This window comes from Vibrio sp. 1-Bac 57 (genome assembly GCF_037546855.1).
GTDB lineage: Bacteria > Pseudomonadota > Gammaproteobacteria > Enterobacterales > Psychromonadaceae > Psychromonas.
In genome coordinates, this window is sequence record NZ_JALAAC010000001.1 from 161596 (window position 1) to 186530 (window position 24935).

The window sequence follows — 24935 nt, forward strand, 5'->3', positions numbered from 1 at the left end:
ATAGAGAAAATACCCTTCAATATCCTTATTAACAGTAACGAGCTAATTGTTGGTCATGATCTTTTATTAACGAGTCTTGATATTATGCCCACGGAGAGAGCAATGAACGAACAATCAGTATTAAAAAAAGTAGCCAAAATGGCTAAAATCTCAGACCACTATATTAGTGCTTGGGGAAATGAGGCTTATGTTAAAGATGAAACCATCGAACAACTGTTAAGTGCGTTAGGCTACGATACGACTGATGATAAAACGTTGTTGAAATCTGCACAGAAAAGGCATAAAAGCAAAATATTAGCCCCGGTCAAAGTGATTAAGGATCTACAACAACCTATTGAAATTGAATTAAACCTTGGTTTAACTGTTCGAGAAAGCGAATTTAGTTGGCAAGTTATTACCGAGAATGGCGATGTTCTAGAAGGCTATTTACAATCACAGGTGATCAAAGATGATCGCATAAATGGTGGAGCGCTTATTTTTCAATTGCCTAAATTACCTTTAGGGTATCACCAGTTAACGGTTACTCGTAAACGCCGTAAAAACCCGTATCAAATGACTATCATCATTACGCCCGAATCTTGTTACAAGCAGTCGAGTTTACATAAAGGTGAAAAATTATGGGGACCAAGCATTCAACTTTATACTGTTCGTACTGCGTATAACTGGGGAATAGGAGATTTTGGCGATCTCAAACAACTAATAACAGAAGTCGCTTCCCGTGGTGGAGATTTTATTGGCCTAAACCCGATTCATGCACTTTTTCCTGCCAATCCAGAGGGAGCCAGTCCATATAGTCCTTCTTCTCGTCATTGGTTGAACATTATGTATATTGATGTGACAGCCATTCCCGAGTTTGTATTGAGTAGTGCGGCGCAGCAGAAAGTGGGTTGTATCGAATTTCAGCAACGTCTCAAAAGTGTGCGTAAAGATGAATGGGTTAACTACAGCGAAGTAGCGGCATTAAAATTAAGTGTATTGCCCCTTTTATTTAAAGAATTTGAAATTAGACATCTTGCTAAAGAAACAGAACGTGCGGAGGCTTTTAATGATTTTGTCGCGCAGGGGGGAGAAAGCTTACAGCATCAAGCGGTATTTGATGCGCTACATGCTCACTTGTATCAACAGGATCCTTCTATTTGGGGTTGCCCAGTATTTCCAAATAAATATAGTAAGTTCAATAATATCGAAGTACATCAGTTTATTACACAAAATAGATCACTGGTTGAGTCTTATTTATACTATCAATGGATTGCTGATACACAGATTAATGAAGCTCAACAATTTGCAGAAGAATGTGGAATGTCGGTCGGCTTATACCGTGATTTAGCAGTGGGCGAAGCAAGTTCAGGTTCGGCGAGTTGGGCGGACAATGGATCATTAGTGCTTGATGCAAGCATTGGTGCGCCACCGGATGTGTTTGGGCCATTAGGGCAAAATTGGGGGCTACCACCTCTGAATCCTCAAGTACTTAAGGATTCAGGTTATGCTCCTTTCATTGCGTTATTAAGGGCTAATATGAAACATTGTGGAGCCTTAAGAATTGATCATGTTTTGGGTTTATTACGCTTATGGTGGGTGCCTAAAAATAAAACTGCGGCAGATGGGGCATATATTTATTATCCCGTTGAAGATTTATTAGCTATTTTAGCGCTTGAGTCGCATCGTCATCAATGTGCTGTCATTGGTGAGGATTTAGGTACAGTGCCAGACGAAATTGTCGATATACTGGCAAGCGCAGGTATCCACTCTTATAAATTGTTTTTTTTCGAAGTCGCTGAAGACGGCGGTTTTTTCTCGCCTACTCATTATACAGAACAATCAATGTCAGCACTTTGCACGCACGATATGCCAACGGTTAGAGGGTTCTGGCATTGTGAAGACCTACGTATGGGTAAAGAACTTGGCTTGTATCCAGATCCTGTACAATTAAAAGCTTTATATGATGAACGACTACGGTCTAAACAAGAAATATTAAATAGTCTTGCCTGGCATGGATTTCTACCTGAGGGTGTGGGCAGAGACGCTGCCTTTGTTCCAATGGACAGCTACTTGAGTGAAGCACTACATTTGCACCTCGCTGCCGGTTCATCTGCGTTGTTTAGTGTGCAACTTGAAGATTTGTTAGAAATGGATATGCCTGTCAATATACCTGGAACGGTCAATGAATATCCTAATTGGCGACGTAAATTATCAGTTAACATCGATGATATTTTTCAAAAACAGTCGGTAAATCGCTTAGCTAAACAAATGACCCAATTGCGCTTAAAAGCTAGCCATTAATTGTTTGTGCTGGAGAGCATATTCTGTCTAGCTGTCATCGCAGATCAATATAATCGGTAATAAAGCCTTGCTTAGCAAAGCTTTATTACCCGTTTAAAATTGCTATTCGTTTGGGATTTTCCTATCAATTTAAGCCCTTATTTAAATATTCACTTAACTATCAACTTAACTATCAACTTAACTATCAACTTAGTTATCAATTTAACTATCAATTCAATTTTCAACATTAATCATTCAACTCCTTCATTTCCTTCATTTCCTTCATTTTACATTATCATTAAGCTGGTTCAGTATTCAGCCACTTAAATACTTAATTAATACAGCAGCTTAAGTACAATTACTTAAGTGCAGCCTAGATTCGTATAATAAGTGGCTTCATAAAATAATTTGATGTCGTCATTCTATCTAGTCATTTCCTACAGAATAAATAACATAAGCGTTGTAAATAGAGTCTGTTGTAATAAAGGTAATTGTTGAGTTATAAGCGATATCGAGTTTCTGATTGTTTATAGAGTGTGTCGGTTATGGGTTATTGGCTTTTGTGTGCGGGAAGGGTGAAATCATCAGTTGTAAGTTATTAATATATATTGAATTGCCAATGTTGGAACAAAAGGTGTTGGAATAGTAAATGCTGCACTATTTGCTCAGTATCTGTGAGCATTTACTATTGAATTTATATTATTGTTAATCTTGTCTTTATTTTTCAGCGATCATCGCATCATAATCAACACCGCTTTCACGGTGCAGACGGCGACAGGCTATGCCATCTCTATGGAATAAATGACAGCGATGTGCAGTTAAACCAACATTGTATTTTTGGCCTACTTCCACATCCAGTGTATCTGCTGCTCTATATATGACATCGGCATCTGCACTGGCAAGGTTCATGTAAATTTGGGTTTCATTACCTAACTTTTCTACAATCTGTACTTTACCCTCGATAGTGGCATCGGCTTGTTCTGCATTGAGTAAATGTTCAGGGCGAATACCCAGTGACATTCGATCGCCTATATTCACGGTTTTACCTTCGACAGATATCCAAAAGCTTTCATTATTTGCTAGTTTGACTTTGACTCGTTCATCCTCTGCATCTTCAATCGATACGCTCATGAAGTTCATTTTAGGCGACCCAATAAAGCCGGCTACAAAACGATTGATTGGATAGTGATATAGTTCAAGAGGGCGACCCACTTGTGATACTGAACCCGCATCTAATACTACGATTTTATCGGCCATTGTCATTGCTTCTACTTGATCATGAGTCACGTAGATCATTGTGCAGCCAAGTTTACGTTGCAGTTTAGTAATTTCACTGCGCATATTGACACGCAATGCGGCATCCAAATTAGACAGCGGTTCATCAAGCAAAAAGACGTTTGGCTGTGATACCAGTGTTCTGCCAATGGCAACACGTTGTCGTTGCCCACCTGAAAGTGCTTTAGGTTGACGTTCAAGTAAGTGAGTTAATTGTAAAATATCCGCCACATGATGAACACGTGTATCTATTTCAGATTTTTTAGCTTTAGCTAACTTTAAACCAAAGGACATGTTGTCGTAGAGGTTGAGATGCGGATAGAGTGCGTAGGATTGAAATACCATACCAACACCACGTTTTGATGGTTCAACATCATTCATACGTTCTTCACCGATGTATAAATCACCAGAAGTAATTTCTTCAAGGCCTGCTATACATCGTAAAAGTGTGGATTTACCACAACCCGATGGACCAACAAAGACGACCAGTTCGCCTTCTTTTATTTCAAGATCGACATTTTTAGAGATAAGTAGCTTGTCGTAAGCTTTACATACATTTTTTAAGGTGACACTGGTCATGTAGTTTGTCCTCGATTAATTTTTATGTTTACGCTCATGATTTCTGTTGTTTATTCCTGAACTCTTATTTCGGAATTTTTTATTTCTGAAATTTGAAATCATTAATTGTGTTTTATATTAATAAATAATTGCTGCCGTTGATGTATCCTTATTACAACATTTCTTTTTATTAACAACGAACTAACTAAATACACTTTATAAATACCTAGGTTGCATAATTTGTTATGTAAATGGTAGTAAAAAAGTCTAAATATTAGCGATAAATAGATTTTATTGGCTATTTATGACCGCTGTTAGGAATCGTTAAAACAAAAATGTAAATAACACGATCACAATCTATTACTAGTGGTTGATAGTTTGCTTATTTTAGATCACCTACACATCATCCTAGTGCAATAATTTATAGGAGGAGGAGGGAGGAGGGGGCTGACAAATCTTGTTCAACAAAATACAGATGTCATTCCAATAAATTGTATTAATTATGATGATTGCTATCACATAAACATGGAATTTGAGATCTTGATCGTGGTTATAGGTGGAGCTGTGTCACGAAAATAGAGTCGAACCCATGGGGCGTAGTGGATAGGAGGATGATTAAGCGTTTTAACTTCTAGATAATAAAGTTCGAAATATGGCTTACCCAACGGCTAGCCCTTCATCACAACTAAAAAGGATATTAACATGAAAAAAAATCTAAGTATCGTTGCGCTTTGCACCATGGCTGCATTGGGTTCTTTTAATGCCAACGCGGCGATTGAAGAGGGGCAGCTTACTATCTGGATCAACGGTGACAAAGGGTACAATGGACTTGCTGAAGTCGGCCAACGTTTTGAAGAAGATACTGGTATTAAAGTTACTGTTGCTCACCCTGATGCACTACAAGAAAAATTTCCACAAACGGCATCAACGGGCGATGGTCCTGATATCGTTTTTTGGGCTCATGACCGTTTTGGTGGATACGCAGAAGCAGGTTTGCTAGTTGAAGTTACCCCTTCTAAAGAAGTGAAAAACGGTATTGTCGATTTTGCATGGGATGCTGTGCAGTATAAAGGTAAATTCATTGGTTACCCTGTGGCTATTGAAGCGTTATCACTTATTTATAATAAAGATTTAATTGCTACACCTCCAGAGAATTGGGAAGACATCACCGCGCTGAATACTAAACTTCAAAAAGATGGTAAATCGGCGATTATGTGGAACTTAAAAGAACCTTACTTTACTTGGCCTTTAATGGCAGCTGATGGGGGCTATGCTTTTAAGCCAACGTCTACCGGTTATGATATTAAAAACGCTGGTATTAATAATGCGGGTGTAAAAGGAGCAATGACGTTTGTTAAAAAATTGATCGATAACAAGGTTATTTCTCCTGATATGGATTATTCCGTGTCTGAATCTGAATTTACCAAAGGCAATGTAGCAATGACCATTAACGGTCCTTGGTCTTGGGGAAATATTGAGAAAGCCGGCATTAATTATGGTGTGACTACGTTACCTAAATTTAATGGTAAAGATTCTAAACCATTTGTTGGTGTATTGACCGCGGGTATTAGTACTGCGTCACCTAATAAAGACCTTGCTGTTGAGTTTATAGAAAACTACCTACTTACTAACGAGGGTTTACGTAATATTAATAATGATAAACCGCTTGGTGCTGTTGCATTGAATTCATTTCAAAAAGAGTTAGCTACAGATGCTCGCATTGCGGCAACCATGAATAATGCAAAAAATGGTGAAATAATGCCAAATATTCCACAAATGGGTGCTTTCTGGGAAAGTGCAAAAAATGCAATTATCAATATCGTTGATGGTCGTCAAGCAGTAGATGCAGCGCTTGCAGATGCAGAAAAACGAATGGTCAAATAATGACGTTGTTAAGGAGTGAACATCAAGTTTATTCCTTAACACTGGAGAAAGCATTGCTTTCTCCTCATTTTAATTTTTTATCGACACCATCAATAATGCATCACTAATGAATAATGATGAAAAATAGTTAGTGATGGAGTTGATTTTAGTTAACAGGGTTCTATATGCAGTCAGTTCAAGGTTCTGGTGCCATTGCACCATCTCCACTTCCTATCAGTTGGGGAGTGATAATAAAATGGGCCATTCTAGTTTCAGTTGCTATCGTAAACGGTTATGCGTCGATTGTAATGTACTCTCGTGGAGAGCTTGCATTTGCATTACTTACGGTCATATTAACGTCATTGGCACTGTATATTTTTGGTAGTAAAAAAACCTATGCTCATCGCTATATATATCCTGGTATTGCGGGCATGATCCTATTTATTTTGTTTCCATTGGTTTATACCACTAGCCTCGCATTTACTAACTACAGTGCAAAAAACCAATTAACTATAGAGCGGGCACAAAGTGTCTTGTTGGATAGAACATTTCAGAGCGGTCAAAGTTATCCATTTAATCTCTATCAGACAGAGCAAGGTTTCCGTATAGCGGTCATTGTTAATGGCGAAACACTGGCGACAGATGATTTTTCAATGGATGTTGCTGCCGGACAAAATGTTGATCTTAAGGCTGTACAAAAAGTTGATGGTAAAAAACAAAAAATAAAATCGATCATCAAGAATAGGGCGAAGCTCAACAACATCAATTTAACTATGCCAGACGGCAAAGTGGTGGGCATGAGTGGGCTACGAAAATTTGCCGCGATACAACCTCTTTATAGTATGCAATCCGATGGCGAAACATTATTAAACAATGAAACAGAGCAGCGACTTAAAGCGAATATGGAAATAGGATTCTATCAAGTCGTTAATGAAAATAATGCGTTTATAGGTGACCCTATTTCACCTGGTTTTGTAGTTAATGTCAGTACTGCAAATTTTGAGAAGGTATGGAAAGATGAAGGGATTAAAGAACCTTTTATAGGGATCTTTATTTGGACCGTTGTATTTTCAGCATTGTCAGTTTTTTTGACCTTAATTATCGGTTTGGTGTTAGCGAGTGTAGTGCAATGGGAAGCACTAAAAGGGCGTGCAGTATATCGAGTATTATTGATATTGCCTTATGCAGTTCCTGCCTTTATCTCTATTCTTATTTTTAAAGGGTTATTTAACCAAAGTTTTGGTGAAATAAATATGGTATTAGAAGCCTTATTCGGCATCAGTCCAGCTTGGTTTTCAGACCCAATAACCGCAAGAACCATGGTAGTAATTGTTAATACTTGGCTTGGTTTCCCTTATATGATGATCCTGTGTATGGGGCTTTTAAAAGCTATACCGCAAGATCTTTATGAGGCGTCTGCAATCGATGGTGCTGGACCATTAAAAAACTTTACTAAGATTACTTTCCCTCTAATGATTAAACCATTAACACCGTTATTAATTGCAAGTTTTGCTTTTAACTTTAATAACTTTGTAATGATTTACCTATTAACGGGTGGTGGACCGAATATGATTGGCACTACTGAGCCAGCAGGTTATACAGACTTATTAGTGAGCTATACCTACCGTATTGCATTTGAAGGAACTGGCGGACAAGACTTTGGTTTAGCAAGTGCCATTGCAACAATTATTTTCCTACTAGTGGGCGGCTTGGCATTGCTAAATCTTCGCTTCACAAAACTCGAACAAGATTAAGGGGACTTTCGATGGCTATAGTACAAGGCAAAAATTTAAAATACAGAGTATGGGCAACACATATAGGACTTTGGGTTTTTCTATCATTTATTATCTTCCCATTATTAATGGTAGTCGCGATCTCATTACGTGAAGGCAACTTTGCAACAGGCAGCTTGATCCCTGAAAACCCATCTCTAGAACATTGGAAGCTGGCGTTAGGTTTTTCTGTTACTAATGCCGATGGTAGTATCACGCCGCCTCCGTTTCCAGTATTAACTTGGTTGTGGAATTCAATTAAAATTGCGAGTATCTCTTCAATTTTAATTGTCGCTCTTTCAACAACTTCTGCTTATGCTTTTGCGCGTATGAAGTTTGGTGGTAAAAGTGCCATTTTGAAAGCGATGATGATTTTCCAAATGTTTCCCGCAGTATTGGCATTAGTTGCTCTGTATGCCTTATTCGATAAATTAGGACAATACATTCCATTTCTTGGATTAAATACCCATGGTGGATTGATTTTTGCTTATTTAGGCGGGATTGCTCTGCATGTTTGGACCATCAAAGGATACTTTGAGACCATCGATAACTCACTTGAAGAAGCGGCCGCTTTAGATGGTGCTACACCTTGGCAAGCGTTCCGCTTAGTGTTGTTGCCTTTATCGGTTCCGATATTAGCAGTTGTGTTTATCCTTTCGTTTATTGCTGTAGTTGGTGAGGTGCCTGTAGCTTCACTCTTATTATCCGATGTTGATAACTATACGTTAGCAGTCGGCATGCAACAGTACTTATATCCTCAAAACTATTTATGGGGTGATTTTGCAGCAGCAGCGGTACTCTCGGCATTACCTATTACTGGTGTGTTTTTACTAGCACAGCGTTGGTTAGTGGGCGGATTAACGGCTGGAGGTGTTAAAGGGTAGTATTCTTAACTTTTAGAACGATTTAATAAACGCAATTTATCCCACCTTGTAAATTGCGTTTTTTTTAACTATTTTAAGCCTACTTTAATCATCATTGATTGACTCACTTACTAATTGATTTTATAAATGGCGGTACTGCCTCTTAATTTTTAATTGTACGAGCTTATTAACCTTATAATTGCTTTTCTGCGCAGCTATAAACTAAACAGTTGTATATTTCCCTTCTTTTTTATCTATACAATTTATTTTATTGGTAGTGTGAATGAATGCTTTTTTAAGAAAAAAAACGTAAATAGCCTCGTTCAGAGTAGTTCTGACTGTATATACCCGTTACCATTCAATATGCAAAGTTCAGCAAGTTGTGAGGTGAGTAGCTTCTAGGCAGAAAGTTGAAGCTCTAACTAGTTCAATCAATACTTTCTAACAACGAAGATGCTTGCCTGACAACTTGCCCTGTGGGTCGTTAGCTCGAAAAGCAATTCAGTGTTGCAACATTCGATAAGGACTAGCCATTGTCATCATGTTGCGCCTTGCCTTGCTGTCCAAGCTAACGACTGAATAAAGCATCTCGATTGATAACGGGTATATATACATATCGCTGTACTAAAGTTGCTAAAAGAAAATACTATTGAAAGTGAAGATTTCTTCGTCATGTTATTTAAAGGTTTGGTATGTTGAGATAGGTTTTTGATTGGTTTAGGACTGGTGTTAAGGCTATTGATAGAATTAGATTCAAGGTTGGCTTTTATTAATCTCTAAATGAACTAGAACAGTTCGATTTTACACACTTATACTATCTTGATGGCGTTATTGCAGTGGCTTTAGCATCATGAGGGCATTAATAGGCCTTGATTTATGACTATTAATTATAGAGGGCTCTTTGTTAAATGTTTTTTATAAGCAGTTGCTTATAAATAGTTGCTTATAAACAAAGAAGTGAATTGTCTCAATATTGTCAGTCTTTTTACTTCATTGAGACAATTGATGTAATCGGTTAATGGCCGAAAAAAGCAACCACAACGGTATCGTCTTTCAAAATTCTACTAAATACGTAAGCATTGTCATGTTTGATTACGTTATGTTTTCCTGCTCCTATTGCAGAATGATCCTTTCTGAATTTAGCAATAGTTTTCCAATGAGTTAGCAAGGATTGACGGTCTTTATCTAAATCCCACACCATGTCAGAGCGTGTGCCTTGATGAAAATCATCAGCATATGGACCAATTTTTCTCGCCACTTCATCTCCATAATAAATTTGTATCGCGCCGGGAGTCAGCAGCAATGCGTTTGCAGCATTTCTTTGCATATCTAGAGAGTTAAAGCGACTGAAAAATAGCTCAGTATCATGTGACGACATATAACTGACAGGATTGAAGTCTTTGTTTTCTTGTATAGTATTAGCATAGTTTTGATAGGTAGCATTCATTTGGCTGAAACAAGCTGCGCCTTTATCCATTTTCTTTTGCAAATCGAAATTAATCAAAGCATCAAATCCATCATCAAAGTAAGGACTACGATAAGCTGTATGTCCCCACACTTCACCCATCATAAAAAAGGGTAAACCAGATTCATCATTATTGTTACGCCAAGTTTCTAGGCTGTTAATACTTTCTGATTTCAACTTTTTCCAGACACTAGGTTGAACATGCTTGACGGTGTCGATCCTAAATCCATCGATACCAAATCGTTTCACCCAATCGGTTTGCCATTCGATTAAATAATCTGAAACAGTAAAATTAGCGCGTTCAGCAACACGCGTACCTGGGTTATTGAGTAGCCATTCAGGAGGTGTTACCGCTTTGGTGGACTCTGTTATCATATCGGGTAATCCTGCTAAAGAGGATGTGATGTCACTATTCCCTGGTGACTGATAACCGGGAAATGTTGCTCTTATCCAATCTTTTCCCCACCAATGTTGCCATTGTGAACTTTTATAATTTATTTGCTGGTGAAAGCTATGCCAGTTTTGTCCTGACATGGGCTTCCAAGAAGACCATTGAGGCGGCCAATTGGGCAGAGGTGTCACAACATCGATTTTATCGAATTGAAGATCGGCTAAGGTAGCATAACCGGCATGGTTAATGACTACGTCTAGTAGTATTTTCATTCCGCGTTGATGCGCCTGTTCGACTAACTCATTTAAGTCTTCGTCATCTCCAAAATTTTGGTCAATTTTAGTAAAGTCCCGTGTCCAGTAACCATGGTATGCATAAAAGGGAAAACTGCCTTTCTCTCCACCGCCTACAAAACCATGTACCTGCTCAACAATCGGAGATAGCCAAATAGCGTCAGTGCCTAAACTTTTGATGTAATCCAGTTTTTGAGTGACACCTTTAATATCGCCACCATGAAATGTACCTACTTCATCTAGGCCATCCTTATCACGTCCATAGGATTGATCATTACTGGTATCTGCATTATTAAAGCGGTCAATCATTACAAAGTAAATATTTGCGTTTTTCCAATTTAATGGAGCTTGCTGTTGAGTCGCGCCTGCTGCGGGTAACTTTTCAAGTAAAACTAATCCACCGCTATCGGGTGAAGGTGTAAGTGTTACCTTATTATTCTTAACCTCGACAACACGGCCTGAGTAAGCATCTCGTAATTTTGTGGATTCTTTGTATAGATTGTTCAGATTAATAGTAACTTCGCCACCTGAATAGGCTTCGCATTGCACATTGGGAAGAGGGCGTTTAAACGTAGTCTTTTGAGCCGTTTTAGGTTGCCGATTAATTCTTAAAGAAGGGGGGCTTTCATTAAATGTGAATGCATAATCCCCGCTAAAACGGATCTGTAAATCAAGTTCTGTCGGTGAACCACAATTTAATGCTAAGGGTTTATTAAATTTTACTTTTTTCATGCTGTCAGGAGCACATTTACCATCAATCTCAGAGATAGTTATGGTGTAATTATCTTTAGAAAGCTGGACAATCAAGGGGCGCTCATCATCGAGTGCAAACTGTCGACTATTTGTCGTGGTAGAAATTGCAATATTGGCCGCAAAAACGTTCGGAGCACCAATTAATAATGTGAGAAAAAGAGTATTGAGTTTCATTATTTTACCTTCTTTTAATTACCTTCAGACATCATATAAAATAGTTTCCCTCGATACATCAACCGTACATCTACGCCCCTTGCTTTCAACGTAGGCCTCTATTGTCAATTTTTTAAGGATGATACTTCTGTTTATGTAAACAGGTAAACAGGTAAACTAATATCATCTTGATCATTTAGTTATACAGCTATTCAATTATTCAGCTATTAACTTATCCAACAATAAAGGACGCACGAGTCATTTATGAAAAAAAATGTTTTTACTTCGCTAATCTGTAGCCTATTTTGTTCTACGTTAATAGCTTATCCGAACGCTTTAAGCTTGCCTTGGTTATCGCCTATGTTAGATGACGATATTCCAGCATGGTCTGTTGATCTATTAAACAAAAGTCAGGAGCTATTTGATTGCGGCGAAAAAGAAGAAGGGAAAGAATTTTGCTCTGAAGTTGTTAATTACTATACAACGCCTGTACAGGGCTATTTAGGGTTAGCAAAGCAAAATGTAAACAAAATACAATTAAACGCGCCATTTACGGCCAGCAATTATTCCCAACTTCAACTCAATATTCGTAAGGATGGCTATGTTTTAGTTTGGGTTGAAATAGCAGGCAAGCATATTGATATCACAGAGCAACTTAAGACAAAGCCGTTTCATATCGTTGATAGAGAGGTGATGATGTTTATGAACAAGGGCAGAATCTCTTCGCCTAGGAGGTTGCTATGGTACCCTGAGACGCAACAACAGGCCAACCCAAGCCGATACGTTGAGTTTGTAAGTGATGGTGTAGTAATAAATGTTAACTTTTTTAAGCTTTAAGGTTGATGACAGGAGCAAACCATAACTAATGATCGATAAGCATCAACTGATCTATCAAATGTAAGGCAGATGCTATTGCTATCAACGTCAGCAAAAATATCCGCTGACGTTGATTTTGTTCTAGAACTAGCATATTTTTGAGTGATTAGTGAATGTATTTTAACTCTTGGCGTAGGTAAGTTGCAGCACCTAGTAAACCTGGGTTCTTGTGAGTAATAACAAAAGTAGGTATTTTAGTTAAATAGGCTTTTAAACGTCCTTTCTCTTCAAAATATTGTCTGAATTCACTCGCTTCAAAAAAATCAAGAAAACGCGGCACGATGCCACCAGCAATATAAACACCACCAGTACAGTTCAAACTCATCGCGAGATTACCGGCAAAGCTGCCCATTATTTGACAAAAGATATCTAAAGTTTGTCGTGCTATAACACATTCATTATTCAGTGCTGCTTGTGTTATTTGTTTAGGCTGAATAAATTGAGGGGCTTGTTGCGATAAATTGCAGAGACTTTGATATAAATTAACGATACCTTGTCCTGACATCACTTGCTCTGCAGAAACATGCTCAAACTTAGCTTGTAATTGAAATAAAATATCTGCTTGTAGGCGTGTGTTTGCAGTAAAGCTAACATGACCCGCTTCACCTTCTAGGCTGATCCACTTATCAATTACTTTTATGATATGTGATACACCTAATCCGGTACCAGGTCCAAAAACAGCAGTGTTAGCATTTTCCTGAACAGTACCTGTACCGATTTGAAACTTATCTGATGCAGCTAAGAAAGGCACTGCCAAAGAGATCGCAGTATAATCATTTATTACATACAAAGTGTTTAAGTTTAATTGTTCTTTAAGTGCTTTTTGTGAAAATGACCAACTTAAGTTGGTCATGGTTACTTGATCATTTTCCACGGGGCAGGCAATACCGATACAAAGATCATTAACTGCACTGTCCAATGTTGAAAAATAAGCTAACAAAGCTTGTTCTATAGAGTCAAAGTCCGCACAAACATACTCGACCAGTTTGCTCAATTTACCCGTTTCAAGATCACAAACTGAAAATCTAATATTTGTGCCGCCAAGGTCGATTACAACAGCTGACATTTTTTCTCCTAAATAATTGTTAACTTTCAACTTCAATTTACGTTTATCTTTTCTTTATAATTTGTTATTTATAACTATTGATAGCATCAACAAAAATTGTTTGTGCGCCTTCTACTTGCAGATTTTTAGCTTCTTCCAAAAGCTTTAATGCTTTTGGGATATCTTCGTTTGCAACGGCATTTTGGATTGATTTTTTATAGAAACTTTCAAGGTCAGTTCCTGCAGGAATATTATCAGTGGTGTTAATGATGCGTGTAGTCACAACTTGATTGCTAGTAAGCGTTAAGCTGAAATTACCGTAGGCAACATGTTTAGCAAGCGGATCGTCGATAATAGGTTGTACTGTATGCTTAGCAATAGCAAAGGCTTTTGCAGGGTGTAAAATTGGTGTTGAACCAACTAAATCTTTTGCAGTGGTATATACCAATAATTTAAGGTTATCACCACTCATATCAGGCATGACATTAAACGCGATGGTAAATTTATCGTTATCTAACAATTTTGCTGGCTCGTAGGTAAAGTCACTGAAGGACTTTTGGTCAATAAGGTCACCGGCTTTATTTAGGATCACAACAGTAGGTGCATAAAAAGTATTTTTGCTATCGACAAAACTTTCAATTTCTATATCTAATGAACCTTTATTGCCGGGTAACGTGAAGCTGGCAATAGGACCTGCACTTTCTCCGTTTAGTAATAATTGGTTTGATTTATCAATAGAAAATTTAATGTTAGTAGGGATATCCAGGGCTGACCATGTGATCTCTGATATATTCATGGCAACTTGATTTTCTTGAGGAACGTCGAGAGTTATTGTTTGTGTTTTTGCACAACCTACAATTAAAGTCGATAAAATAATTGGTGCGATCCATTTTTTCATAATTGATTATCCTAATTGTGAGTATCATTTCTGCCATTTTATATCTTTACTGATTAAAAATGAGAAAAATAACTGTTAATTATACCTGTATTTTAAAAGGTAATTTGTCTTTATTCTTGTATATTATTTTATTCTACAGCTTTGTTAACATTGATTATTATCAGTTTATATTATTTTTAAACCATCCATTTACTTGGATTGAAAATTGATAGCTGGATTGCAAAATTGGTTGGTTTAAAAATAATATTGCTTTAAAAAATAATGCTCAGTCAAGGAAGTCAACAACACAGCCAGACATCGACTGTGTTGTTGATTAAGAAGTTAGTGGCTTACCACCAAGCTTCAGCTTGTACACCAAACTGCATAGTACTGTCGTCACGACCACCGTTAAAGGCATTCGCACCACTATCTGCGTCTTGGTTAATGTAGCTTGCATAAACACGGATTTCAGGACGAGCCCAGATGCTTGAACCGGCTGTCCATGCTTGCGCAATAGTTACTTTACTATTTTTCGTTTTATCACCGTCTGTGTCATCAATGTTATAACCTAACTCAAGGATAGTCTTATGATTTTCATCCCATTTGTAAACTGGACGAATAACTGCGGACATGGTTTTTGTTTTATCTTGACCATCCCACATATCTTCACCAACGGCATAAACTAACTGATGTAATATCTCAATGTTTTCACCAAAACCAAGCACACCCCAGTTGATTACACGGTAGCCAGAAGCACCGTCATTTGCTTCAGCACCATACCAGTTACCACTACCGTAAAAGGCTAAAGATTTACTGTAGCCTTCAGTACCATATTGGAATACTGTTTTGTTGAAGCCATTATCTAAACCTTGTGTTAACTCAAAAGTAGTCATGACTCCGTCTTGAGGATCTCCAACGACATCATCGGTGTCATTGACCATCGCATAATCAAGACCAACTTCTAAGCTCGCTTTTTCCCATAATGAAATCCCAGCATAACGAACATCAAAAGTATTAACGTTTACTGATCCACCATTATTACCACTATCGACAATATCACTACGGTCATTACGTACCCAAGCCAAAGATAATTTACCTGGTCCTACTTGAATGTTTTCAACACCCGCACCCGCACCTGAAATATCCCAGTAGTAAAAATCCGTATGGTGCACATCATGGCGTTGGTAAAAACGCTTACCGGCCCATAACGTTGCTTCCGGAGCAGCAGAAATTAAACCTTTTGCTTGGACATTAAACTGACGTAAGGCAAATTGAGCATCATCTTTACATTTTACTGCGTCTTCAGGAGGGGTGCCTGAAGTGACAAGCTCACAAGAAGTACCAGTACTTTCCCAATCATTTGATCCGTTAGAGGTCATCGCAACCATTGAATCGAGATAAAAAGTTTTGCCATTATCATTATAAACTTCAGACCCTAGCTGAATTTCACCATAAACATCGTCCTCATTACCTAAACGACCAATTTTATTTTTCTCGTGAGCAATTTGTTGTCCGCCATCTGCGTTCATGCCAACACCTGCACGAGCATAACCGTGAAAATCTACTGCAAATGCTGAGCTAGAAAGCAATGCGGTGGATACTGCTGCTGCGATTAAACTTATTTTTTTCATGTTATCAACTCCATTTTTAACTCGCTAATTTTAAAACGATTGGTTATTTATTATTCCTCCGTTATTCCTTTAACTTGTTAGATAGACTGTAAAAAGTTTAAGCAACAACAGGGTAGTGTTTAGGAGTTTCCTCCCTTCAAGGTGACTCAACGTTGACTATGTTAGGTGAGATAAAGATGGCTGACTTCCTCCACCTTTATTTTATTTAGGGGGGGGGAGAAAGGAGTAGAGTTACGCCATTAAAATAAAAATGTAGAAGGGGTCACGGATTTAGGGAGGAGGCGGCTATAAAAGAGTGATCAAGGTAATGTTAATGTGCACCTTATGCTTAAATTTTAGCGAGATTTGTAACTAATTTATGACGATTTAGACGACTGAAAATTTGCTAATGACGATAATATTGCGTTAAATCAAAACAGATGAAATTGCTAACATTGGCTGAGTAAACTAGATTGAAATTAATCCTAAAATAGGAGTGTAAAATTAGAAAGTACAGACATGAAAATTTACGTTGCAAGCCTTCTAGGTAAAGACTTCTAATGGTTAGCGGTTAGCGGTTAGCGGTTAGCATGATAGTTAGTTGTTGGTTAAGTTGCTAAGTAGATAACCCCTTTAGCCTTGAAAGCTAACGGGGTTATCAAGATAACCTTTGATGGTATTAAATTAACATTAAATAAGAATTTGCTTCTAAGATTAAGTGTAGTTTTTCTGATTCAATTTTAAACTGCTGCTCAGTTAATATATCTTGCATTGTTCGATGCCATTGAAAATCGATACAGGTATCAGCATCGGATTTGTTTATGGCAACGATCCCTTTATCGCCTCGTGCAAAAATCAGCAGATCTTGATTAGATAAAATAGGGATCATTTTCTCCCCATGGACATAATTATGAAATTTAATCATTTGTTGCATGCGTTTATTTTTCCAAGCGTTTACCCAACGTGGTTGATGATTTTCACCTTCGATACCGCTGGTATTTAAATCAGCATAAATCAATGGCACGCCACCATCTCTACCTAATATATAGGCATAGGCTAAGTATTCGTTTTGTTCTGATAAAATCAAATCCTTGAAGCTATCGTTATTGGGAATATCATGGGTTATTACAAAGGTAATTGCTCTAAAGTTTACTAACGCTTGCCCAAAGCAATAGGGGTCGATCAGTGATTCGATATTGCCATTTTCCTGAAACACGTCAAAAATAGTGTTAAATAATGGAAAGTCGTAGGATCCTAAGCTTGTTTTTTCAAGATAGGGTTGCAGAAATAACTCATACTCTTCTTCCGTCGCACCTCCGTCGGTTATGATTTCACCAAATACATGCATATTTTCGGTGATATCTTTACTCCAAACGCGTTGCAAGTGTTCGAGTGTCATGTGTTTTGCTGCATCGATCCTAAAGCCTTTTACGCCTAACCCTTTAAGTGCTTTTAAGTATGACTGTTGTTGTTTAATCACATAGTCACATACTTTAAGTGTGGGTAATCCTGGGTCTTCTGCGCCGCCGGTTATTCTCCCATTTTGTACTTCCCAGCAATTTTTCCAGTCTGTAATGCCAAAACCATCAACAAAGTGTGTGCTGTTAAACAAGGGTTTACTTAAATCACCAAAAAGAAGCAAAGATTGATAGTAAGATTGATTGTCAGCATAGTCTTGAAGATCTTCCTGACTTGGATACTGAAGATCATTGCGAAGATAGGCTTCATTGGCCATGTGATTAAATACAATATCAGCATAAACATGAAGGTCATATTTAGCGAGTTTTTTGATCATATTAGAAAAATCGAGGGTATTACCAAGCTGATTATCGATAATACGGTAATCCTGTGGTTGATAGCGTTGCCACCATTCTGTTCCATTTTCATGTTTAAATGATTTTAGTGGTGGTGATACTAAGACTGAGTGATAACCCATTTGGCTGATAATTTTTGCCTGCTTAGCAACCTCTGCGTATGACCAATCAAAGGCATGTAAAATGACATTTTCATTGCCAAGCTGGTTACTTTTATTATTTACCTGTTTAGAACTGTCTGTATTGGTTGATACTTCGGGTGTTGATATATCCAGTTCAATAGTGTTCATGTTAGATTGATACATCATTTTAGTTCTCCTTGGCTATTGCAGTTAATTGCAATAAAACCTAAATAAAATTCAACTCTACCTAGACTCAATCACTTAATTTTTTTATTTTTATATAAACGAAAAATCTAATGTAGTTTATTTTACTCCCGTTCATCATAAATAATTTTTAGAACAACAGTACAATTATTTTTAAGTACATTCATTTATTAATAAAACAGTACATTTTTTTATTAGAATATGTCTTATTATAAACGCTGCACAATGGAAGCAATCCACCCGAGATTGATATTAGTAGGTTGAATAAGCGGGCGTAGAAGTAGATGGACTAGGATGTTAGGTAATTTTTAGTTGATATTTTAACTATTTTTAACCAGTGAAAAAGTACTTAATATTAAATAATCATTAACTCATCGTTAAGGTGGTGAAGGCTTAATTTATTTATTATCAATACTTTATAACCTACTCGCATAGGTTATAAAATATTATTATTTACTCCTTTTAATTTAATTAATATTTTCTGATCTAAGCGGCTATTTTTTAATAAAAGCTTAAATTCGTAATCGAAATAATGCGTTTTCTACTTTTGTTTAACAGAAAGTCCCAACCCTTGAGATTCGTCCTGTGGTTTAATAAATACCGCAGTCGATAAGGCCGGTACAGTAAATGTACCTTCTATAAATGATGCACTACTGTCGACTAAGCTAGGATGTAATGTAAAGTTATTAGCGTCTGAAATGGGAAATACCTGTTGTTCATTAGTCGCATTAATAATAGTCACGATGGCTTCTATATTAGGGTCTAAATCTATGCCTGCCGTTGTCCCATCATCAATACTCATTACTATTAATCCTGTTATTGAATCTGAACCTGTATTTTGGAAATCAACGCGTGCTTGTATTTCTTCTTCAGTGGGCAAGCTAAATAAAGGGGAACTAGTACGAATTTTCAAAAGTTCTTTAAATCGTGTATCGGTCCATTTTATATCAGCACTGGTAGGTTGAGCCTGAGGATCTTCAATGATTGTTTGAATTAAAGGCCAGTTATCACCATCTTTATCTTGTCTTGGTAAACCCACATTCCAATTATTATTACTCATATCGAAATTGACTGTATTAAACCAGTCGCCTGAATCATAACTATCGCGTTGCATTGATTTTGAGCGCAATAATTCAGACCCCATGTGTAGAAACGGAATTCCTTGACCCAACACATTGATACTGAGTGATAATATTTGCATTTGTGCTCGTTGCTCAGAAGTTACCTGTGATGCTACTTTGTACATATTATTATCCCAAAGTGTTTGGTTATCATGCTTTGAAACATAGGATATGTTTTCTTGCGGATCTAAGGTATAACCTGCTTGCTGGCCGTTGTAATCAATCTCTTTACCTTGTTTAACTGCGCCCGTTTGATCTATCAATTTAAAGTTAGCGAGGTTGCCTGCCATACCTAAACGGATCATATCTCCGTCTTTTCTAATCTTGAGTGAAGCTGCAGTAAGATCTTCTTGAAGTTCATTCCATAATCCTGCGGTGGTAAATCCCTGGTTTTTACGTAGATCATTTCCGCTATCGAAGGGGCCTCCTCCTCGAACTGCATCACGTAAGCGGTCTGAAAATGTGCCAATGCCGGTACCCGCCATATTTGACTGTGTAGCTTGTACGAATAAAGCATCATTAGCTACTTCCCCAAAGTTCCAACCTTCACCATAAAAGTAATTATCTTGATCAACGGCTTGAACAGCATTAAGTGAATCAATCATTAACTGTTTTGGTTGATGTCCCATTAAGTCGAAACGGAAACCATCAATTTTGTATTGCGTTGCCCAAGTAACTAATGAGTCAGTCATTAGCTTGCCCATCATGATATGTTCCGTGGCTGTATTCGAACAACAGGTTGAGGTTTCAATTGCGCCAGCTGCATTAAGGCGTTGATAATAGCCCGGTACTATTTTATCCAATACTGATTTATCATTAGTGCCTGCTGAGTTGGTATGATTGTAAACAACATCCATCACTACTCGATAACCCATTTCATGTAGTTGCATAATCAACGTACGATATTCTTTGACCCTTGTGATGCCGTTTGCATTCGTTGCATAACTGCCTTCAGGTGTTGTGTAATGAAAAGGATCATACCCCCAGTTAAAACTGTCATAAGCCCTTAAGTCGTTGAGTAAAGCTTGCGCATCTCCTGTCGAAGGATCATATCCTGCAAGCACATCCCGTATTGTTGAACCGCTTATTCCTTGATTACAAATCGCTGCAGAGTCATTTATTTCACATAATTTAGCGACTGTGTCATCTAATTGAACTTGCTGTGCCGGATCTTCATTGACCGTGGCGATATCGAACATATTCATCAAGTGAATAACGTTCATTCCATTATCAGCCAGTGATACTAATTGTTTATAACTCGCTCTATCTTGCTCTGTGATGGCAAGGTATTTACCGTCTAATGCATCAGTGCCGCCATCATCAACTGCTGAGGTTAAATCACGAAGGTGTGTTTCATAAATGAGTAACTGCTCTGGCTCTGCAACAGATGTAATAGATTGAGCATCCCAACCGCTAGGTTTACCTTGGTTTTCTAAATCAACTATCTGTGAATAGTGGCTGTTAGCCGATAAACTCAGTGAGTACGGGTCCGTCACTTGTAATGTTTCAATGCTATTTAACGCAGCATGATAAACACTGACTTGATAACGATAATAAAGGCCAAGGGTATTGGAGATGTCATCTGTATTCCATGTGCCATTGGCTTTTCGTGTCATTGATATAGCTTGTCCGACTTGAACGAAGTTTTGATCATAGAGGTAGAGTGATACTTCTTTTGCTGTTGGAGCCCATAGTTTAAATGTTGTGCTATCACCATTGACGATGGCACCTAATTGTTCGGTTTGTGCACCAGTATCGCCCGTGGCATAAATTGCATCTAATGCAGGTGCAAGTTGTACGCCTGTAACTTCAAGGATTGTGCCTTCGGTATTTTTAGCTACTAGCACTAATTGGCCAGACACTAATGTGTCAATGGACAAGGTTGTCTCATCTGGAATAGTAAATTCAAATGCACGATAATTCTTATACCGTTTACTTGCATTAGCAGGTAAACGCGCATTTTCTGTTAATGTCATGGAGATGGTTGATGGCTTTATTTCACCACTCGCGTTGTCGATGCTAAAGCCACCATCGGCGAGGTAATGCAATTCATAAGAAGCGGCGTCACCGACTTCCCATGCGATAGTGTTAGCATTAATCAATGCACCTTTTAGATCTTCTAATTTTGCGGTAATAGTATCGTTGGGATCATCTAAAATTGTGGTTAAATCCGCGCTTACAAAACCTTGACGATCTGCAATACTGGCAAAAGATAATGTTAAGTCAGCTGATTGGCTACCATTCGCTCTGACAATAAAATTAACACAATCTTGTGCGGTTTGTTTTGATAATGGCAAAACCCAATAGACACCGTTTTCATCTTCACCGGTTGCAGCAACACCTTGATCCCAAATTTCAAATCCTTGAATGTTCTCACCATCAAGGGCACTACAAGTCTCATTATTCCAGACGTGTAGCGTGGTATCTAAGCGATTTACTGTGTCCGACATGACATAGATTACCGCCTCATTTTCCTTTGCTTTAATTGCGTCTATAGACGTTTGATCAATTGGATCTTTTTCAATAGGTATTTTATCCGTGGAGTTACTACTCTCGATACATGCTGTCAGTGTTGAAGCTATTAATAAAGGCATTGTATAGCGTGCTAACGTACTGAGTTTAAATTTCATATAGATGTCCCATTGGCATAAATAAATATTGAATGAAGTAAAAATAACGACTTTTTTTGATCGTAAAGAAAGCGCTGATTAGCTCCCTTAGTGAAGTGGATCAAGTCATAAGTACTGTTACTTCATCTTCCTTGTATCAGGCATTATGTTATTGGGATTTTAATTGGTGGACCTCCTCCATTGTTAGCTAATATTGAGGAGGTGTAGAAGGGGGGATATATGATGCAAAAAATTGAAAATGTTGTTTGTATCACTTATTGAAGGCTTAGGAACAAGTAAATATGTGAGCTTTACTATTTTTTAAACATGTAAGTCATCTCCCATCGATAAACATTTATATGGTAGGTGGAATGACGAATAAAAGGGCGAAGGTGGTTTGTACTAATAATAGATCGCTATCTACAATAGATTATTACTTGAAATAGGTGATTGCTATTTATAATTGATTATTGCTTTTAATGAATTTATTGGAGTTAGACGCTGTGGAAAGGGCGCTATCAATTCACGAGTATCCAGATACAAATCAATTGAATTTGTACTCTGCAATGTTTACTCAGATACTTGATAGCAGATTTAATAGAATGAGTAACGGAAATGACTTTCCGTTACTCATCTAATGACTTATCAACCTAAAGCCATTACTCAGTTAGAGCATGATTTAGTACCTTAAATAGTAATTGCTATAGCTGATACTTTACTGCGCTTTTTTACTCAGTTGGATATTGTAGACCGCAAAACCTAGTTCGTCTTGCTTTGCTCTTTTAGTGAGTGAACGTTGAGCATAGGTTTTGATGAAGTGATCCGCCGTTTCACTGTCTTGAGTTTCAAAGCGAATATCAAGTTTTGTAGGCGTTATAATATCTACAAAATCCCAGTTATTGTCAGCTGAAGGATTAACCGCACCCTGAGTATTGGTTTGTGAAGTGATATAAGCGGCAAGCACATCGCGGTTGGTATCGGGTTGTTCCATTACAACATAGTTAGCACCTGTACCAGCAAATTTCCCACCAAAGGCTCTGTAGTTATTGGTACCGACAATAAACTGTTGTTTTTCTAATTGCTCACCCGTTATCTTTTGGCCTTGCTGATCCGTGTAAGTAAGTCCAACAATTCTTTCTGCCGTAGGGTCAATCACTGTACAATTACTGTCAAACTTACTGGCTTGGGTGACATCTATTTTGTAGGTGACACCATCGATCACGTCGAAGTTATAGGTACGGTGATCTTTCCAGTTAATTAAATATTGCGGCGAGCTACTGTGTTTGTCGATTTGATTAAATTGATTGGCGCTGCATTCTAACCAATCTTTTAATTGAGCCCCTGTAATTTTAAGTGCTACCACGGTATTAGGATACAGATATAAATCCGCTGCATTTTTATAGGTCAATGCTCCCTTTGGCACTTGTACAAAAGCATCACCATCTGAAGCAGCACTATGACGGCCACCGGCTTTAAATGGTGCCGCCGCAGATAATATAGGCAATCCTTTAAGCGAACTGTTATCTGATGCAGCGACTTGATCCTTAACATATTGTAGTTGCGCATTTGATACAATTTGCACTGTTGGATCATCTTGCACCAAGGTTAGAAAGCTATACATATCACTGGTGGCTTTACCAATGGGTGCATTTACAAAGGCTAAAGTACCTTTATGTTCATCAGCAACAGCATCATGGATAGCTTTATCAGCCTCTACAACTGCTACTTTACTCCCCGCTTCATTACGTTGATAGATTTGGCGTGATTCTGATTTAGCACTTTTAATTGACCAAGTTTGATTACTGTATTGTAGATCAAAATCAATCACCCCTAGGTTATCACCCCATCGACCAGGCATTACCGCAGGTACACCATTAATGAGGCCTTTAGCAATGTCTACGTTAGGTAAATCAGCAAATTGTTGACTTGGAAAAACAGAGTGACTATGCCCAAACATAATTGCATCAATGCCTTTTACGGTGGTTAATGCGTAGGTTGCATTTTCAGCATGAATATCACTTGGATTTTCGCTGGAACCAATACCTGAGTGAGGAATAGCGATAATAATGTCAGCACCTTGTGCTTTCATTTCGGGAATGAACTTTTCAGCCGATTCTACGATCCCTTTTACTGTTACTTTACCTTCAAGATTTTGTTTATCCCATTGTAATATTTGAGGTGGAACAAAGCCGATGTAACCGATGTTAATAGTTCTTTCAATATCTTGATCATCGATAATAGGAGTCTTTTTGATTATGAAAGGAGTAAAAAGGTTATCACCTGTTTTTTTACCCTCCCAACAATCGGATTCACAATAAACGTTAGCGTTAATGTAAGGGAAATTTGCTTTGTTAATTGCTTTGTTTAGAAAGTTGAGACCGTAGTTAAACTCATGATTACCAATATTACCGACCTCGTAATTCAATAAATTCATAGCTTTGTGAGTAGGGTGGGTGGAGAACTCATTACCTTTTTTAAATTCACTGGCAATATAGTCCCCCATCGGGCTGCCATGTAAAAGGTCTCCATTATCCACAAGCAAGGTATTTTCAGACTCTGCACGTGCGGCTTTGATTAGGCTTGCTGTGCGAGCTAAACCAATGGTGATATCTTGTTTGGTTTGATAGTAATCATAATCCATGACATTGGCATGAATATCGGAGGTTTCAAGTACACGTAATTGTGCAGAATAGGTATTATCTAAAGACTGACATCCTGACATTGCGAATGCTGATGAAATCATTACGGCAAGAAGTGTTTTGTTCAAAGTATATTCCTTTTTATTGAAAAATAAGGGTTGTTACTAAACGGTTATTAGTTCGTAGAAAGTCGAAGAATGGTCTCTTTATTAACGAGTCATTTTTAACTAAGTGATTGTTAATCGGTTACTTTTGATCGTTTATCGCTGCAGGTGATTGTTCACTAGCAAAACAAGATAAAACGTGAGGAAGTTTATATTAATGAATTTTGCTATCTTTTTAATTACAAAGCATAACAAAATATGTGGGTAAA

At 37.7% G+C, this 24935-nt stretch carries 13 protein-coding genes; 5 read left to right on the top strand and 8 right to left on the bottom strand.

Annotated elements, in window-relative coordinates:
* Positions 1-102: 102 nt before the first annotated feature.
* Positions 103-2280, top strand: a complete 2178-nt coding sequence (malQ, locus tag MT391_RS00660; protein ID WP_499496600.1) for a 4-alpha-glucanotransferase — start codon at positions 103-105, stop codon at positions 2278-2280.
* Between the two features lie 696 nt (positions 2281-2976).
* Here malQ and malK read toward each other — a convergent pair.
* Positions 2977-4113, bottom strand: coding sequence for a maltose/maltodextrin ABC transporter ATP-binding protein MalK (malK, locus tag MT391_RS00665; protein ID WP_499496601.1), 1137 nt, complete (start codon positions 4111-4113; stop codon positions 2977-2979).
* 681 nt (positions 4114-4794) lie between these two features.
* Here malK and malE point away from each other — a divergent pair.
* The 3 genes from malE to malG all read left to right on the top strand — a co-directional run bounded on the left by malE (position 4795) and on the right by malG (position 8611).
* Positions 4795-5976 carry a maltose/maltodextrin ABC transporter substrate-binding protein MalE gene (gene malE / locus MT391_RS00670; protein ID WP_499439654.1) on the top strand — a complete coding sequence of 394 codons (1182 nt, stop codon included), beginning with the start codon at positions 4795-4797 and terminating at the stop codon, positions 5974-5976.
* A gap of 164 nt (positions 5977-6140) precedes the next feature.
* Entirely contained in the window at positions 6141-7709 is a 1569-nt protein-coding gene (malF, locus tag MT391_RS00675) for a maltose ABC transporter permease MalF (protein WP_499496602.1), read from the top strand.
* A gap of 11 nt (positions 7710-7720) precedes the next feature.
* Positions 7721-8611: a maltose ABC transporter permease MalG gene (gene malG / locus MT391_RS00680; protein WP_166371348.1), complete on the top strand. Its 891-nt coding sequence runs from the start codon at positions 7721-7723 to the stop codon at positions 8609-8611.
* A gap of 994 nt (positions 8612-9605) precedes the next feature.
* Here malG and MT391_RS00685 read toward each other — a convergent pair.
* Complete coding sequence (locus MT391_RS00685; protein ID WP_499496603.1) at positions 9606-11666, bottom strand: alpha-amylase; 2061 nt, start codon at positions 11664-11666, stop codon at positions 9606-9608.
* 243 nt (positions 11667-11909) lie between these two features.
* Between MT391_RS00685 and MT391_RS00690 the strand changes: the two genes are divergently transcribed.
* Positions 11910-12482, top strand: a complete 573-nt coding sequence (locus MT391_RS00690) for a hypothetical protein (RefSeq protein WP_499496604.1) — start codon at positions 11910-11912, stop codon at positions 12480-12482.
* A 145-nt stretch (positions 12483-12627) separates the two neighbouring features.
* Here the strand turns inward: MT391_RS00690 and MT391_RS00695 are convergent, their stop codons facing one another.
* The 6 genes from MT391_RS00695 to MT391_RS00720 all read right to left on the bottom strand — a co-directional run bounded on the left by MT391_RS00695 (position 12628) and on the right by MT391_RS00720 (position 24690).
* Positions 12628-13587, bottom strand: coding sequence for a glucokinase (locus MT391_RS00695; protein WP_499496605.1), 960 nt, complete (start codon positions 13585-13587; stop codon positions 12628-12630).
* Positions 13588-13651: 64 nt separating this feature from the next.
* Positions 13652-14464 (bottom strand): MalM family protein, encoded by an 813-nt coding sequence (locus tag MT391_RS00700; RefSeq protein ID WP_499496606.1) that lies wholly within the window; start codon positions 14462-14464, stop codon positions 13652-13654.
* Positions 14465-14793: 329 nt separating this feature from the next.
* Entirely contained in the window at positions 14794-16074 is a 1281-nt protein-coding gene (locus tag MT391_RS00705; RefSeq protein WP_499496607.1) for a maltoporin, read from the bottom strand.
* Between the two features lie 658 nt (positions 16075-16732).
* Positions 16733-18157 (bottom strand): alpha-amylase family glycosyl hydrolase, encoded by a 1425-nt coding sequence (locus MT391_RS00710; RefSeq protein ID WP_499496694.1) that lies wholly within the window; start codon positions 18155-18157, stop codon positions 16733-16735.
* 577 nt (positions 18158-18734) lie between these two features.
* A complete protein-coding gene (pulA, locus tag MT391_RS00715; protein WP_499496608.1) occupies positions 18735-21944 on the bottom strand; it encodes a pullulanase-type alpha-1,6-glucosidase in 3210 nt (1069 codons plus the stop codon).
* 694 nt (positions 21945-22638) lie between these two features.
* Complete coding sequence (locus MT391_RS00720; protein WP_499496609.1) at positions 22639-24690, bottom strand: bifunctional 2',3'-cyclic-nucleotide 2'-phosphodiesterase/3'-nucleotidase; 2052 nt, start codon at positions 24688-24690, stop codon at positions 22639-22641.
* Positions 24691-24935: the final 245 nt, after the last annotated feature.